Source organism: Clostridium perfringens (assembly GCF_016027375.1).
GTDB lineage: Bacteria > Bacillota > Clostridia > Clostridiales > Clostridiaceae > Sarcina > Sarcina perfringens.
Genome location: NZ_CP065681.1, coordinates 489,578 through 505,813, shown reverse-complemented (window position 1 = coordinate 505,813; position 16,236 = coordinate 489,578). Strand labels below are relative to the sequence as shown.

Genomic DNA, 16,236 nt, shown 5'->3' with positions numbered 1-16,236 from the left:
ATTTAACATATTATTAATGTATATAAATAAAGTGTAAAACATTTATTGATTTTTATCAATTTATAATTAACAAAATTATTTTATTTTTACATTTTAATCAAATTTAAACGTTTTTGTTTAAAAAAAAGTTTCAATTTTTAGTGATTTTATAAAAAAAAGAGCGACATATGCGCTCTTTTTTTTAGTCTTGGAATAATCCACTTAATGGTTCATCATCATAAATTCTATTTATTGCATCTGCCATAATTGGTGCAACTGATAATGATTTAAACTTATTTAAACCTTCTCCCTCTGGAAGAGCTATAGTATTTAACATAACTAACTCTTCAATAGCACTGTTATTTATTCTTTCAAATGCAGGACCTGATAATACTCCATGAGTACAACAAGCATATACATTTTTTGCTCCTAAATCTTTAAGAGCATTAGCTGCATTAGTTATTGTTCCTGCAGTGTCTATCATATCGTCTATTAAGATACAAACTTTGTCCTTAACATCTCCTATTATATTCATTATTTCAGATACATTTGCTTTTGGTCTTCTTTTATCAATTATAGCTATTGGAGCATTAAGTTTATCTGCAAACTTTCTAGCTCTAGTTACTGAACCTAAATCTGGTGAAACAACAACTACATCATCTCTATCAGCTAATCCTTTTTCAACAAAATATTTTGCTAAAATTGGTGAGCCTAATAAGTGATCTACTGGTATATTAAAATAACCTTGAATTTGTGCTGCATGTAAATCCATAGTAAGAACTCTATCTGCACCCGCTGCTGTTAATAGGTCAGCTACTAACTTAGCTGTTATTGGATCTCTTGACTTAGCTTTTCTGTCTTGTCTAGCATATCCATAGTAAGGTATAACAGCATTTATTCTTCCTGCTGATGCTCTTTTAAAGGCATCTATCATTATTAATAACTCCATTAAGTTATTATTTACAGGACTACAAGTTGATTGAACTATAAATACATCGCAACCTCTAACAGTTTCTTTTATATTTACTGATATTTCTCCATCACTGAAAGTACCAACTTCAGCTTTACCTAGAGGAATGTTTAGCGCCTTTGCAATCTCTCTAGCTAATTCTGGATGAGAATTACCTGTAAATATTTTTATGTTTTTTGAATGATTTTCCATTTAGTGAAGACCTCCTTAAAATTAAACCTAGCCTTTGGCATTTGTATATTTAATGCTTATTTAAGCTTTTTTCTTTCAACCCAGCCCTCTATGTTTTGTTGTTTAGCTCTTGCTATTGCTAAACTTCCTTCTGGAACCTCTTTAGTTATTGTTGATCCTGCAGCTATATAAGTATTATCTTTTACTTCTACAGGTGAAACTAAATTAGTATTACATCCTATAAATGAATCATCACCTATGATTGTTTTGTGTTTTTTCTTTCCATCATAGTTAACTACAACTGTACCGCATCCAAAGTTACATCTTTCTCCAACTTCAGCGTCTCCAATGTAAGTTAAGTGTGATACCTTTGTATTATTTCCAATTGTTGATTTTTTAATTTCAACAAAATCACCAATTCTAACGTGTTCTCCAATATTACTTTCTGGTCTAACATAAGCAAATGGTCCTACAGTTGTTTCATCACCTATTTTACTATCTAAAATAACTGAACTTTGAATTTCAACACCATTTCCTATTGTACTATTGTTAATTCTTGAATTAGGATATAAAACACAATCCTCTCCAATTACTGTTTTTCCTTCTATAACATTACCTGGATAGATTATAGTGTCCTTACCAATAACTACTTCTGGTTCTATATATGTGTTTAGAGGATCTATTATAGTAACTCCATTATCTAAATGAGTTCTATTTATTCTATTTCTCATTATGCTTTCAACTTTAGCAAGCTCAGCTCTTGAATTAACCCCTAAAGTTTCTTCAAAATCTGTGATCATTGCTCCAACTTTCTTGTTCTCTTTCTTTAATATTTCTATAACATCTGTTAAGTAATATTCTCCTTGAGCATTATCATTTGAAAGTTGTTCTAAAGAAGTTAATAAACTTTCTATATCAAAACAATACATTCCTGCATTGATTTCTTGTATTTTTATTTCTTGTTCATTACAATCTTTATGTTCTACAATTTTTTCAACTGATTCACCATTTCTAACTATTCTTCCATAGCCAGTTGGATTTTCTATCACTGATGTTAACAGTGTAGCTGAATTCTTTTCATTGATATGTGTATCAACTAAATTCTTAACAGTTTCAGGCTTTATTAAAGGAGCATCTCCTGTAAATATAGCTACTACTCCTGTTTTTCCTTCTAAAAAGTCTTTTGCACATTTAACAGCATGGCCAGTTCCTAACTGCTCTGCTTGTAAAGAATAACTAACATTTCTTGATGTAGTTCTTTCTTTAACTAATTCAGCACCTTTTCCTATTATTACATTAACATCATCTATCTCTGCATTTCTCATAGCATCAATAACATGATTAACCATTTCTTTTCCACAAGCTTTGTGTAGAACTTTTGGTAACTTAGATTTTATTCTAGTTCCTTGACCTGCTGCTAATATTATAGCACATTTATTCATAAAAACACCTCTTTGTGATACTCATTTTATTATATAAGCTATACTATTTAAATTTAATCTCTTATTTTTTTCAGAAATCTTCAAATTTCTCATTTTCAATTATATGTTAATAAATTACTTATTTCAATAATAACTTATTAATGCCATTTACATGGAATTTATTATGTTAGACAAAAAAATAAAAGGAAGATATCTTCCTTTTATTAAAATTATTCTTGCACATCTAAGTTTTTAACCTTTTCATATTCATCAAGAATAGCTTTTTGAATTTGCTCTCTAGTTTCTGTATTTATAGGATGAGCTATATCCTTAAACTCTCCATCTGGTGTCTTTCTGCTAGGCATTGCTATGAAAAGTCCATTTTGTCCCTCTATAACTTTAATATCATGTACTACGAATTGATTTTCAAAAGTTACTGAAACTATGGCTTTCATTTTACCTTCTGCAGATATTTTTCTAATTCTTACATCTGTAATATTCATTATGGTACACCTCCAGTTGTTGTTATTATGTATATTCTATGAAAAATATAGAAATCCTTCTTTTTTTCATATTTTTTGTAAATTATTCTTTAACACAACAACTGTAGAAATTACATAGATGGTACCATTTTCACTCCATCCTCATTTATCTCAACAATATCAATTAAAGATACATAATCTTTTGTTATTTTGTTTGTTGATAATTTATTGTCTATTAATACTCCAATTCCCATAAGCTCAGAATCGAATTCTTTTAATAAATCAACTAAACCTTTAGCAGTTCCGCCGCCTCTCATAAAATCATCTATAAATATGCATTTGCTTCCTTGCTTTAATGATTTTCTAGATAAACACATTTGTTGTATTTTGCCTGATGTTCCTGAAACATAGTTTATTGAAACTGTAGATCCTTCTGTTACTTTACTATCTCTTCTTGCTGTTATTAATTGTACTCCTAAGCATTTAGCTACTTCGTAAGCTAATGGAACTCCCTTAGTTTCCACAGTTATCACATAGTCTATATCCATATCTTGAAAATAAGATGCTAATATAATAGAAGCTTTACTTATTATACTTGGATTAAACATTATATCAGTAACATATAAAAAATTACCTGGAACAACTCTATTGCTTTCACTTGCAATATCACATAATTCTTCTAAAAACTTTCTTTTTTCTATTTCTCCTACTTCTGGAATATATCTTATTCCACCAGCAGCACCAGCTATTGTCTCAACTTTTCCCATAGAAAACTTAGATAACACTTCTCTAACAATAACTATATCTTCACTTATAGTTGATTTAGCTGCATTTAAAAGATCTGAAAACTTATTTAATCCTATTATTTTATTAGGATTTTCTATAAGAACTTTTGTTATAATCGATACTCTACTATTTCTACTTAACTTCTCCATATTAATCACCTGACCTATATAAATTTCCCAGTATATATTTTCCACTTATAATTCATATTTTATTCTTTATAAAACACATATATTTTTATAAATATTTTTCTTCTTATTCTGCATTTAAAATAATTATAACAAACTTTGTTAATACTGTTAACCGGTTATGTATCACTCATTGCGAATTTTAAGACTTTTTTCTTGATAATTATTAAGTTATTCTATAATAACTATATAAATATTTGTCAGTTATTTTTAGCACTAAACTAAATAAATTTTCATAAAATGATTTTAAAAAGAATTTTTTTGTGTGCTTTTCCAAAAAAGTGTATATAATTATTAGTGTATATAAGTAAAGGAGTTGATATCTTGTCTTTCGATTTATTAAAAGATATTAATAAAAAAGTTCATTTCATAGGAATTGGTGGAGTTAGTATGAGTGGCTTAGCTGCTGTATTACTTAACGCTGGTTACAAAGTTTCAGGATCTGATTCAAAAGAATCAGAAATTACTAATAGATTAAAAGAAGAAGGTGCAAAAATATACATAGGTCACAGTAAAGATAATTTACAAGATGTTGATGTAGTTGTATATACTGCAGCAATACCTAGCGATAACCCTGAAATAATTAAGGCTAAAGAGGATAATCTTATTTTAATGGACAGGGCTGAATTTTTAGGACAAATTATGAAAGGTCATAAGTTCAATGTTGCTGTCTCTGGAACTCACGGAAAAACTACTACTACTTCAATGATTTCTCATGTTGCCCTTAGTGCAGATCTAGACCCTACAATATTAGTTGGTGGAGATTTAGATATTATTCATGGAAACTTTAGAGTTGGAAACAGTGAATACTTTATAACAGAAGCTTGTGAATATAAACAAAGTTTCTTAAGATTCTTCCCTTATGTTGGAATAATATTAAACATAGATGCAGACCATCTAGATTTTTATAAGGACATAAACCACATAAAAGATACATTTAAACAATTCGTTAGACTTATACCTAATGATGGATATATCATAGGAAATGCTGATGATGAAAAAGTTATGGAAGTTCTTGAAGTAGCTAAATGCAATGTATTAACTTATGGAATTAATAATGGGGATATACAAGCTAGAAATATAGAGTTTAATGAAAAAGGTTGTGCTACTTTTGATGTATTTAGAAATGAAGAAAAACTTCTTTCTCTTTCTTTAAATGTACCTGGTATGCATAATGTATCAAACTCATTATCAGCTGTATGTTTAGCAGAAATATTCAATATAAACGCTGATGCAATAGTATCAGGACTTTCATCTTTTGGAGGAGCTCATAAAAGATTCGAATATAAGGGTACTAAAAATGATATAACTGTTATTGATGATTACGCTCACCACCCTGTTGAAATAAAAGCTACTCTAAGCACAGCTAAAAAAATGAATCACAATAAAATAGTTTGTGTATTCCAACCACATACTTACACAAGAACAAAAACTCTTTTCAATGATTTTGTTAAATGTTTTGATGATTGTGATGAGCTTGTTTTAATGGATATATACGCAGCTAGAGAAAAAGATTTAGGTGAAATAAATTCAAATCAATTAGGAGATGCTATAAGAGCTCATGGGGTTAAATGTACAAATGTACACTCTCATGAAGAAGCATTAGAATATGTAAGTACTAACTTATCAAAAGGTGACTTACTTTTAACAGTTGGAGCTGGTGATGTAGTTAAAGTTGGTGAACTTTTTTTAAAGTAAATTAATTTAAAGACTATTTTATTAAAAAATAGTCTTTTTTTATTTGCATTCTTCTAAAAATAATGTTATCATTTACATATAGTGATTCTCTCTTTGTACATTTTTGTGTAAGCGATAACACAAAAATTTAAATTGAATCTCTTTATTGGAAAATATTTGTTTAATTATTTTTCTAGTTAATTTATAATAATGTACAAGGGGGGTGAATGAAATGTCTGTAACAATAAATAATATCGCAAAAGAAGCAGGAGTTTCTTTAGCTACAGTTTCTAGAGTTATAAATAATTCTGGATATGTTAAAGATGAAACTCGTGAAAAGGTTATGAAAGTTATAAATAAATATAACTATACTCCTAGTGCTATTGCTAGAAGTCTTTCCAAAAGTATCACTAATACTATTGGAGTTATAGTTCCTGATATTACAAACCCATTCTTTGGATCAATAATAAAAGGAATAAGTGATGTTGCAGAAGTGCATAATCTTAATTTGATTCTTTGTGACTCTAGCGAGAGTATCGATAGGGAAATAAAGGCTATTAAAACATTAAAAGAACAAAGAATTAGAGGAATTATAATTTGTCCAACCTCTGTTGAAAATGATTTAAATAGCGAGTACTTAAAAGCTATTACAAATTTAGGCATACCAGTCATATTAGTTGATGGCAGTCTTAAATATCATAATTTTAACGGCGTTTTTGTGGACAACATTAAAGGTTCTTATGATGCTATAGAAGCTTTAATTAAAGCTAATCATACTGATATAGCTATAATTACTGGTCGTATGACATCTAAACCAGCTCAGGACAGATTATTAGGATATGAAAAAGCATTATTAATGAATAATATTCCTATAAATAATGACTTAATCTTTTATGGAAATTATGAAGAAGAAAGTGGATATGAATGCACTAAGAAAATCTTAGCTATGAAAAATAGACCTTCAGCCATTTTTGTATGTAATAATCTTATGACCTTAGGTTGCTTAAAAGCTTTAAGAGAAGCAAACCTTGAATTATCAAAAGATATTTCATTAATTTCCTTTGATAATATACCTATATTAGATACACTAGGTATAAATCTTAGTCACATAAATGGTCCAACTAGAGAACTTGGAGAGATTGGTATGAATTTACTAATAGAATCTTTAAATAATGACTCTAAAAAAGAATTAAATAGTATAATAATAACTCCTGAACTTGTTTTGAAAGGTTCAGAAAAGTTAATAAAATAATTTCAAGTTTAATTTAGAATTTTATACATTTTAAAGTAAGCGTTACCACATACTAGAAATATTCCACAATTAAAATCATTACTAAAATAAAATTTCATTGAAGAGGTGTAGAGTTATGGATTTATCAAACAAAATTAAAGCAGCTGCTGAGTACATAAAAGGTAAAAGTAAATATAACCCAACAATAGGATTAATATTAGGATCAGGATTAGGAGCTATAGCTGATCAAATAGAAGATGCTGAATATTTCCCATACAACGAAATTCCAAACTTCCCTGTATCTACAGTTGAAGGTCATGCTGGAAGATTAGTTATAGGAAAATTCCAAGGTAAAGAAGTTGTTGCAATGCAAGGAAGATTCCACTACTACGAAGGTTACTCAATGCAAGAAGTTACTTGCCCAGTAAGAGTAATGAGATTATTAGGAGTTGAAACTTTAGTAGTTACTAACGCTGCTGGAGCAGTTAACAAAGATTATACTCCTGGAGATTTAATGATAATATCAGACCACTTAAATTTATCAGGATCAAATCCTTTAATAGGTAAAAACTTAAATGAATTCGGTACTAGATTCCCTGATATGTCAAATGCATATGATAAAGATTTAAGAGCACAAGTTAAAGATATAGCTAAAAATTTAGGAATAGAAGTAAGAGAAGGTGTATATGCTATGTTTAGTGGCCCAACTTACGAAACTCCTGCAGAAGTAAGAATGGCTAGAATATTAGGAGCAGATGCAGTTGGTATGTCAACAGTTCCTGAAGTTATAATAGCTAACCACAGTGGAATGAAAGTTATAGGTGTATCATGCATGACTAACATGGCTGCTGGTATCTTAGAACAACCACTTAACCATGAAGAAGTTATGGAAACTTCAGCTAAAGTTAGAAAGACATTCATAGAGTTAATGACTAACATTATAAAAGAGATTTAATAAAAAGTTAAATTAATATATTTCTTAACTTTTGTTAAATATAAAACTAGTATAAAAACATAAGAAAAGGAGAATAAATGTGGATAGGTTTATTGGTGTAATCGGTCTTATTTGTATTATTGGTATAGCTGTTCTTTTTTCTGAAAACAGAAAGAAGATCAACTGGAGATTGGTTGGAACAGGTCTTTTATTACAAATTATTTTCGCTTTATTAATCCTAAAAGTTCCTGCCGGTAGAGCAGTATTTGAATGGATTAGTAGCGGAATAACTAAGTTATTAGATTTTACTAAAGAAGGTAGTTCATTTTTATTTGGATCATTACTTGATACAGACAAATTCGGTGTAATATTTGCTCTACAAGTATTACCAACTATTATCTTCTTCTCATCATTAATGAGTGTACTTTATCATTTAGGTATAGTTCAAGTAGTAGTTAAAGTTATTGCTAAGGGTGTTGCTAAAGTATTAGGAACAAGTGGTGCTGAAACTTTCAGTGCAGTTGGTAATATCTTTTTAGGTCAAACAGAGGCTCCTCTACTAGTTAAACCATACATAAAGAACATGACTAGATCAGAAATATGTGCAATCATGATAGGTGGTATGGCTACTGTTGCCGGTGGTGTTATGGCTGGTTATGTAGCTATGGGTGTTAACGCTGGTAACTTATTAGCAGCATCAATCATGGCAGCCCCTGCTGGATTAATATTAGCTAAAATATTAGTTCCTGAAACTGAAGTTCCTGAAACTAAAGGTGGCGCAACTTTAGAACTTAAAGTTGAAAGTGAAAATGTTATTGAAGCTGATGCAAACGGTGCTTCAGAAGGTTTAGGATTAGCTTTAAACGTTGGTGCTATGCTTCTTGCATTCGTTGCTCTTATAGCTATGATCAATGCTTTATTTGGAGCAATAGGTGGAATATTTGGTGCACCTTGGTTAAGCTTAAACTGGATTCTTGGTAGATTATTCTCTCCATTAGCATTCATAATGGGAGTTCCAACTAAAGACGTTTTCGTAGCTGGAGACTTACTAGGAATTAAATTAGCAGTTAATGAATTCTTAGCTTACTCACAATTATCAAACTACATAGCAAGCGGAACTTTAGAACCTAAGACTATAATGATATTAACTTATGCTCTTTGTGGATTCGCTAACTTAAGTTCAGTTGCTATACAATTAGGTGGTATCGGTGGATTAGCTCCAGAAAAGAAACCAACTATAGCTAAGTTAGGATTCAAAGCACTTTTAGGTGGTGTATTAGCTACTTGTATGACAGCTACTATAGCAGGTATCTTATTTAGTGCTTAATAATTAGAAAAATTTAAATTACTTAAAAATAAAAGAACATTCTTCAATTGAAGAATGTTCTTTTTATTTAAACTATTATTTTATAATAACTAATTCTTTGTTTAAGTGATTTAATCTTTCACAACCATCTTCAGTTACTAAGACTAAATCCTCTATTCTTACTCCCATATCTCCTTGAAGATATATTCCTGGTTCTACTGAGAAAATCATACCTGGTTTAACTTCATCAGTATTAGTTGATCCAACATCACCAAAATCATGAGTTTCTATTCCTATTGAATGACCTGTTCTATGAGTGAAATACTTGCCATAACCTTTATTTTCTATAACATCTCTAGCAGCTTTATCTATATCACAGAATCTAACTCCTGGTTTAATCATATCTATAGCTTTTTTATTAGCTTCTAAAACTGTATTAAATATTTCTTTTTGATGTTCTGTTGGCTCACCAAAGAATACACATCTAGTCATATCTGAACAGTAATAATCTTTTCTACATCCAGTATCTATTAGAACTCCCATACCTTTTTCTAATTTTTGTTCTCCTGACTCTGCATGTGGATCTGCTGCATTAGCTGCAAAAGCAACGATTGGTTCAAAAGAATATCCTTGACACCCATATTCAGCATAACCTTTTCCTAAAACTTCTACTACTTCTTTTTCAGTCATGCCCTCTTTTAAACTCTTTATTGCTTTTTCTACTACAATATCATTTATTCTTGAAGCTTCTTTCATTAAAGCTATTTCTTCATCATCTTTTCTCATTCTAACTCTATCAACTATAGGAGATCCATTAACAAATTTCTTTGCTGAATTTCTATCTAATAATTGAATTAAGAAATGTGCCTTCCAATCCTTATCTATTCCTAATACTTCTTCATGATCTATTGTCTTATCTAAGATGTCTATTGGATTCATAGTATCGTTGTACCATAAAATATCAACACCTAAGTCCTCATTTATTGGGAATAATTCATTTACTATAAACTTTTGTTCACCCTTTGTATTTAAGTAAAGTGTTATCATTCTTTCTCCAGGTGATATCCACTTACCTGTTAAATAAAATATTGATGCAGGTGAAGAAACTAACATTTGAGGTATATCATTTGCCTTCATAGCTTCTAAAATTCTTTTTACTCTTCCTTCTTTCACCTTGATCGCTCCTCTCTAATAGTTAAAATTCATTAAATAAATTATATCATAATTTCAAATTATCTAATAATATACATTTATTTGTAATATTTATTTTTTTATTTTGTCCACTAAATTGTTATATAATATTTATAGTAAAATTTTTTAACAAATAGGAGGTCTTTAAATTGAGAATAGCAGTAATATCAGATATACATGGAAACTTATATGCCTTAAGAGAAGTTTTAGAAGATATAGATAACCAAAATATTGATTCTATAATATGTTTAGGAGACTTAGTTGGTTATGGACCTCATCCTAATGAAGTAATAGCTCTTATAAAAAGAAGAAATATTTTATGTTTAAAAGGAAACTATGATGCTTCTGTTGTGGATAATGATTATACATACATTAGAGACACAGATATAAACTCATTTTCTCTTCCTTGGACTGTAGAAGAACTAAGAACATCTAATAGATACTATTTAGATAACTTACCTGATGATCTTTCAATGAATGTTTGTGGAAAATCAATAAAATTTGTCCATGGTAGTCCAAGAAAAATAAATGAATATTTAAGTGAAGATTATTCTGAATTAGATGAGATAATGGATGAGCTTAAGGAAGATGTGTTAGTTTGTGCTCATACTCATATTCCATATGCTAAAAAAATAGGTAATAAGGTTATTATAAATGATGGTAGTGTTGGTAAACCTAAAAACGGTAAACCTCATGCTACTTACGTTATATTAGATTTTTCAAATGAATTTAAATTAAAGGTAGAAATGAAAACTGTTCCTTATGAATTTAGAAGAACTATGAAAGATATGGAATTAAAAAACTTCCCTCAAAAGTTAATATACTCTTATGAATTTGGTAAAGAATAAATAAAAAGCTAGATTAAACTTAAACTACTATACTTCAATAGATGAGAATTTTAATTTTTTTGTGTAAAAACTTTATAGAATTCTCTCTTTAAATTTTATAATAAGTAGTTCATAAGTGAATCTAGCTTTTATTTTTTTAATAATCATTTAAACTACAAGTTAAGACCCCTGCAACTTTTAAATTTTTTAAATGAGATTTATCATTCCCATAAACCTCTTTATATTCTCCAGTTAAATCACATCCTACTTTTATGTTTTTTTCTTGCCATTTATCTACATCAGTTAAATCATATACTGTCCCAAATACTGCTATATAAGGTGGCTTTCCATTCTTTCCATTATAATTACTAAGTTCATTTATATTAAATTCCTTAGAACCCGTATCCTTCACTAAAGGCTCTTTTTTTAACATAACAGTTCCAACTATAGGAAGCTTAGATAATACGCCTTCATCTGCATTATGACATCCATTAAATTCTTTAGTAATATCAACTCCTAAATTCACTGAATTATGTGGACTTTTTTTAAAAACAGCTTCATTTGTAACATCGTATATTATGCCATTAACTGCTATATAAGCAGGGTTCCCATTTTTTCCATCATATTTTGATAATTCCTTTAAAGTTAACTCCTTAAGATTGCGTTCAATATGTTTTCCCCTTTGACTTTCATTGAAATCATGTAATATTGCTACTTCTTTAGCATCCTTTAAAAGCTCCTTATCCCCTCTGTAATAAGTTTTAAATTCTTCAGTAATATCAGAGCCTAATCTTAATTTTGTCCCATTAAATAGCTCCAAAACTGATAAATTGGTTATATCATAAACTATTCCTTCAATAGCTACATATGCTAAACTTCCATTCTCTCCATTATATTTTTTAAGTTCTTCTGAACTCATTATTTTTAGTCTTTGTTGTGGGTAATACTCTTCCACTCCATTCATAATTTCAGCTTCCTCAGGTTCTGCTAAAAGCCCTACCATAGGAATATCTCTTAATATAGATTCATCTCCATCATTTAATTCATCAAAGGCCTCTGTTACATCACTTCCAAGTTTTAAACTGTTATAAGGACTTTGTTTAAACAATTCTATATTTGAAATATCATATATAATACCATCTATAGAAATATAGGCTGGATTTCCATTTTCCCCATTAAAATTTGCTAATTCCTCCTTTGTCAGAATAAGCATAGTATTACTCTCTTCTCTTATATAGTCCCTTTGAAATTCTTTAAAAATATCTTCTATTTGTTCTTTATATGTTTTAGCTTGATTATTTCCTTTAGATAAAGTCATTAAATGTTTCAATTTATTTATTTGCTCAAACTTTTCTTCAAAAAAATTGCACATAAAAACTCCTATATTACACACTATATCTATATATTTCTATGTGGTTAATATTGCAAATGTTAATGTTTTATTGTAAAATCATTATTAATCGAACTAAATACGATTTTATTTACTATGAAGAGAAGAGTAAACTTAGGAAGTAACTCTCAGCGAGCAGATTATGGTGTGAGTTCTGCAGTGTATCCTATTTTGAAGAACATCTCTGAGTTTCTAACCGAAATCCTTTTTAGGAGAGTAGACTTAGACGGTTTCAGGCCGTTATACTTGAAGAACATTTTTGTGTTCATAAAGCCGGCTATTTTATAGCAATTTGGGTGGTACCGCGAATAATGCCATTCGTCCCATTAATTATGTGGATGAAGGGCTTTTTTATTTGGAATAAAACTTAATTAGGAAAGAGAGGAAATAATAATGAAAGATGTAGTTTTAGTAAAAAGTCTTTACAGAAACACTAGTGAATATAGTGATAAGAAAGTAAAAATCTCAGGTTGGATAAGAACTTTAAGAGCATCAAATGCTTTTGGATTTATAGAAGTTAACGATGGTTCATTCTTTAAAAACGTTCAAGTAGTTTTTGATAGCGCTAAGATATCAAACTACAAAGAAATTTCTAAATTACCTATAAGTTCATCAATATCAGTTATAGGAACTTTAGTTGAGACTCCAGATTCAAAACAACCATTTGAAATTCAAGCAGAAGAAATAATAGTAGAAGGAATGTCAGATTCAGATTATCCTCTACAAAAGAAAAGACATACTTTTGAGTACTTAAGAACAATAGCTCACTTAAGACCAAGAAGTAATGCTTTCTCAGCTACATTCAGAGTAAGAAGTGTTGCAGCTTACGCTATCCATAAATTCTTCCAAGATCAAGGATTTGTTTACACTCATACTCCAATATTAACTGGTTCAGACTGTGAAGGTGCTGGAGAAATGTTTAGAGTAACAACTTTAGACATGATGGCTCCTCCTATAGCAGAGGAAGGTGGAATTGACTTCTCACAAGACTTCTTCGGAAAAGAAACTAACCTTACAGTTTCAGGACAATTAAACGCTGAATGTTTTGCTTTAGCATTTAGAAATATCTATACATTTGGTCCTACATTTAGAGCTGAAAACTCAAACACAGTAAAACATGCTGCTGAGTTCTGGATGATAGAACCTGAAATGGCTTTTGCTGATTTAATAGATGACATGGAAGTTGCTGAAAACATGTTAAAATATGTTATAAAATACGTTATGGATGAATGTCCAGAGGAAATAGCTTTCTTCAACCAATTTGTTGACAAAGGCTTATTAGAGAGATTAAACCATGTTGTAAACTCAGAATTCGGAAAAGTTACTTATACTGAAGCTGTTAAATTACTTCAAGAATCAGGTAAAGAATTCGAATATCCTGTTGAGTGGGGAATAGATCTTCAAACTGAACATGAAAGATATTTAACAGAGCAAATATTCAAAAAACCTGTATTTGTAACTGATTATCCAAAGGATATTAAAGCATTCTACATGAGATTAAATGAAGACGGAAAAACAGTTGCTGCTATGGACTGCTTAGTTCCTGGAATAGGAGAAATCATAGGTGGTAGCCAAAGAGAAGAAAGACTTGATGTCTTAAAAGCTAGAATGGCTGAATTAAACTTAAATGAAGAAGATTACTGGTGGTATTTAGAACTTAGAAAATACGGTGAAACTGTTCACTCTGGATTTGGTCTAGGTTTTGAAAGATTAATCATGTACATTACTGGAATGGCTAACATAAGAGACGTAATACCATTCCCAAGAACTACTGGTACTGCAGAATTCTAAAATGGTCTGTATCAAAATATAACAAATAAAACTTACAAACATATTCTGAGAATTACTAGATTTCGCTAAGAATTTATAATTATTACTCCGAAGATATTACTAAAACTTCGAAACTTGCTACGCTTCGAACAGTCTCAGTTTTTTAACGTAATATCTTCTCCGTAATAATTTAAATTCTAAAGCTTATCTAGATATTCTCTTCATACTGTTTGTAAGTTTTATAAAAAGTTATTTTGATACACATATTTTTTATTTATTAACTATTAGCTTTTAAAATTAATAAAGGTTATAATCTTAATTCTTACTTTTTATCTTATTTACATCTTCTATTAGCTAATTCATATAAAGTTCTAACTCCTGCACCTGTTCCTCCAGCTGGACAATAATCTCCTTTTTTCTCTGAGAATGCTGGGCCAGCTATATCTAAGTGTAACCAAGGTTTATTTTGAACAAATTCTCCAATAAATAATCCTGCAGTTATTGTTCCTGCATACTTTCCACCTATATTTTTTAAATCTGCTATGTTAGATTTTATAAGCTTACCGTAATCTTCAAAGCTAGGCATTTGCCATACCTTTTCTCCAGTCTCATAAGAAGCTTCTCTTAGCTCTCCATAGAATTCATCCTTATTAGTTATTACGGCTGTAACATCCTCTCCTAAGGAAACTACAGCAGCCCCAGTTAATGTAGCCACATCGATTATCTCACTAGCCTTTTCTTTTTCTATAGCATAAGTTACAGCATCTATTAAAGTAAGTCTTCCTTCAGCATCTGTATTTAATATTTCTATAGTCTTTCCTGCCATTGAACCTATAATATCCCCTGGCTTATAAGCATGACCTGATATTAAGTTTTCACAAGCAGCTACCACGGCTATTACATTTATTTTTAAATTTCTTTTAGCTATGGCACTTATTGCTCCTATTACAGAAGCAGCTCCACCCATATCAGCCTTCATTGTTACCATTCCAGCATTAGTTTTTAAAGAATATCCACCTGAATCATATGTTAGTCCCTTTCCTACTAAGGCTAACCTTTGATCCATATTATCCTTATCTCCAAAGTATCTCATAACTATAAGTCTAGGTAAATTATCTGATCCTTTTCCTACTGATAAGAAAGATTCCATTTTTAATTCTTCTATTTGATTTTCATTAAATACTTCAACTTCAAATCCATATTTAGAACCTATGTTTTTAACCTCTTTAGCTAAAGTTTCTGGATACATATTATTAGCAGGTTCATTTACTAAATCTCTTGCTAAACAAGTAGTCTCTGAAAGAATAATAGCCTCATCAATAGCTTTCTCGCAAAGCTCTACCTCTTCTTCCTTTATATTGTGTCCACCAATATGAACTGTAACTTCAATCTCTTCTTTTTTATCACTCTTATATTTATTAAATGAATATGATCCTAAGGCTAATCCTTCAACCATTGCTTTTAATGTATTTTCTAATCCAATAGCCTCTACTGAATCAAACCTTAAAAATACACTTTTACTTTTTAATCTCTTAATCTCATTTACAGCTTTACCAAAAGCTCTTCTAATTTTTTCTTTAGTTATCTCTGTCTCTTTTCCAAGACCTAATAATATAATATCTTGTATATTATCCTCAGTTGTTCTAGTTATATTAAATATTTCTCCATAAGAGCCTTTAAATTGTTCTTTTTTCTTAAGTATATTTATCTTATTGTTTATTTCTTCATTAGGTATATTCGTTTTTTCTTCAAAATATGGGATTAATAATGCATCTGTCTCTGTACACTTTGATTTTTTCACTAAAAAATTATACATTTATTTTCCACCTCTTTAAATTTTTATAATTAATATATCACACTTACCTTTAATAATCTATCTTTAATATATACCTAATTTATAAAAAAATATGTAACCT

Annotated in this window: 13 protein-coding genes and 1 other annotated feature; of the genes, 6 read left to right on the top strand and 7 right to left on the bottom strand. The window is 29.6% G+C overall.

All coding sequences use genetic code 11. The annotated features are described in order from the left end of the window. Window positions 1–181: 181 nt before the first annotated feature. From I6G60_RS02550 to purR, 4 genes are all read right to left on the bottom strand, one after another. Complete coding sequence (locus I6G60_RS02550) at window positions 182–1,141, bottom strand: ribose-phosphate diphosphokinase (protein WP_003456820.1); 960 nt, start codon at window positions 1,139–1,141, stop codon at window positions 182–184. A 56-nt stretch (window positions 1,142–1,197) separates the two neighbouring features. Then, a complete protein-coding gene (gene glmU / locus I6G60_RS02545; protein ID WP_003456738.1) occupies window positions 1,198–2,562 on the bottom strand; it encodes a bifunctional UDP-N-acetylglucosamine diphosphorylase/glucosamine-1-phosphate N-acetyltransferase GlmU in 1,365 nt (454 codons plus the stop codon). 209 nt (window positions 2,563–2,771) lie between these two features. Then, window positions 2,772–3,044, bottom strand: coding sequence for a septation regulator SpoVG (gene spoVG / locus I6G60_RS02540; protein ID WP_003450704.1), 273 nt, complete (start codon window positions 3,042–3,044; stop codon window positions 2,772–2,774). A 110-nt stretch (window positions 3,045–3,154) separates the two neighbouring features. Beyond that, window positions 3,155–3,958, bottom strand: coding sequence for a pur operon repressor (purR, locus tag I6G60_RS02535; protein ID WP_003456678.1), 804 nt, complete (start codon window positions 3,956–3,958; stop codon window positions 3,155–3,157). A 360-nt stretch (window positions 3,959–4,318) separates the two neighbouring features. Between purR and murC the strand changes: the two genes are divergently transcribed. From murC to I6G60_RS02515, 4 genes are all read left to right on the top strand, one after another. After that, on the top strand, window positions 4,319–5,692 hold the full coding sequence (murC, locus tag I6G60_RS02530) for a UDP-N-acetylmuramate--L-alanine ligase (RefSeq protein WP_138329865.1): 1,374 nt from the start codon (window positions 4,319–4,321) through the stop codon (window positions 5,690–5,692). Window positions 5,693–5,903: 211 nt separating this feature from the next. Beyond that, a complete protein-coding gene (locus tag I6G60_RS02525; protein WP_111744328.1) occupies window positions 5,904–6,923 on the top strand; it encodes a LacI family DNA-binding transcriptional regulator in 1,020 nt (339 codons plus the stop codon). Between the two features lie 115 nt (window positions 6,924–7,038). Then, entirely contained in the window at window positions 7,039–7,857 is an 819-nt protein-coding gene (locus I6G60_RS02520) for a purine-nucleoside phosphorylase (RefSeq protein WP_003456857.1), read from the top strand. A 79-nt stretch (window positions 7,858–7,936) separates the two neighbouring features. Then, the gene (locus I6G60_RS02515; protein WP_197925570.1) at window positions 7,937–9,163 is read left to right on the top strand and encodes a NupC/NupG family nucleoside CNT transporter; all 1,227 of its coding nucleotides are present in this window, start codon (window positions 7,937–7,939) and stop codon (window positions 9,161–9,163) included. A gap of 75 nt (window positions 9,164–9,238) precedes the next feature. On the opposite strand, the gene I6G60_RS02510 is transcribed toward I6G60_RS02515, so the two are convergent. Continuing rightward, complete coding sequence (locus I6G60_RS02510) at window positions 9,239–10,315, bottom strand: M24 family metallopeptidase (protein ID WP_003456773.1); 1,077 nt, start codon at window positions 10,313–10,315, stop codon at window positions 9,239–9,241. A 167-nt stretch (window positions 10,316–10,482) separates the two neighbouring features. On the opposite strand from I6G60_RS02510, the gene I6G60_RS02505 reads away from it, so the two are divergent. Then, window positions 10,483–11,181, top strand: coding sequence for a metallophosphoesterase family protein (locus tag I6G60_RS02505; protein ID WP_003456816.1), 699 nt, complete (start codon window positions 10,483–10,485; stop codon window positions 11,179–11,181). Window positions 11,182–11,317: 136 nt separating this feature from the next. On the opposite strand, the gene I6G60_RS02500 is transcribed toward I6G60_RS02505, so the two are convergent. After that, complete coding sequence (locus I6G60_RS02500; protein WP_110035103.1) at window positions 11,318–12,532, bottom strand: cytochrome b5 domain-containing protein; 1,215 nt, start codon at window positions 12,530–12,532, stop codon at window positions 11,318–11,320. A gap of 105 nt (window positions 12,533–12,637) precedes the next feature. Continuing rightward, window positions 12,638–12,879: a binding site (T-box leader), on the top strand. A 64-nt stretch (window positions 12,880–12,943) separates the two neighbouring features. On the opposite strand from I6G60_RS02500, the gene asnS reads away from it, so the two are divergent. Next, window positions 12,944–14,341: an asparagine--tRNA ligase gene (gene asnS / locus I6G60_RS02495; protein ID WP_003450738.1), complete on the top strand. Its 1,398-nt coding sequence runs from the start codon at window positions 12,944–12,946 to the stop codon at window positions 14,339–14,341. A gap of 313 nt (window positions 14,342–14,654) precedes the next feature. On the opposite strand, the gene I6G60_RS02490 is transcribed toward asnS, so the two are convergent. Continuing rightward, window positions 14,655–16,136: a leucyl aminopeptidase gene (locus I6G60_RS02490; RefSeq protein ID WP_003456695.1), complete on the bottom strand. Its 1,482-nt coding sequence runs from the start codon at window positions 16,134–16,136 to the stop codon at window positions 14,655–14,657. Between the last annotated feature and the right edge of the window lie 100 nt (window positions 16,137–16,236).

Bases quoted from the DNA above. Each gene is read 5' to 3' on its own strand.
- glmU (WP_003456738.1), bottom strand. From the start codon at position 2,562: ATGAATAAATGTGCTATAATATTAGCAGCAGGTCAAGGAACTAGAATA.
- I6G60_RS02520 (WP_003456857.1), top strand. From the start codon at position 7,039: ATGGATTTATCAAACAAAATTAAAGCAGCTGCTGAGTACATAAAAGGT.
- asnS (WP_003450738.1), top strand. From the start codon at position 12,944: ATGAAAGATGTAGTTTTAGTAAAAAGTCTTTACAGAAACACTAGTGAA.
- I6G60_RS02525 (WP_111744328.1), top strand. From the start codon at position 5,904: ATGTCTGTAACAATAAATAATATCGCAAAAGAAGCAGGAGTTTCTTTA.
- I6G60_RS02500 (WP_110035103.1), bottom strand. From the start codon at position 12,532: ATGTGCAATTTTTTTGAAGAAAAGTTTGAGCAAATAAATAAATTGAAA.
- spoVG (WP_003450704.1), bottom strand. From the start codon at position 3,044: ATGAATATTACAGATGTAAGAATTAGAAAAATATCTGCAGAAGGTAAA.
- I6G60_RS02490 (WP_003456695.1), bottom strand. From the start codon at position 16,136: ATGTATAATTTTTTAGTGAAAAAATCAAAGTGTACAGAGACAGATGCA.
- purR (WP_003456678.1), bottom strand. From the start codon at position 3,958: ATGGAGAAGTTAAGTAGAAATAGTAGAGTATCGATTATAACAAAAGTT.
- I6G60_RS02550 (WP_003456820.1), bottom strand. From the start codon at position 1,141: ATGGAAAATCATTCAAAAAACATAAAAATATTTACAGGTAATTCTCAT.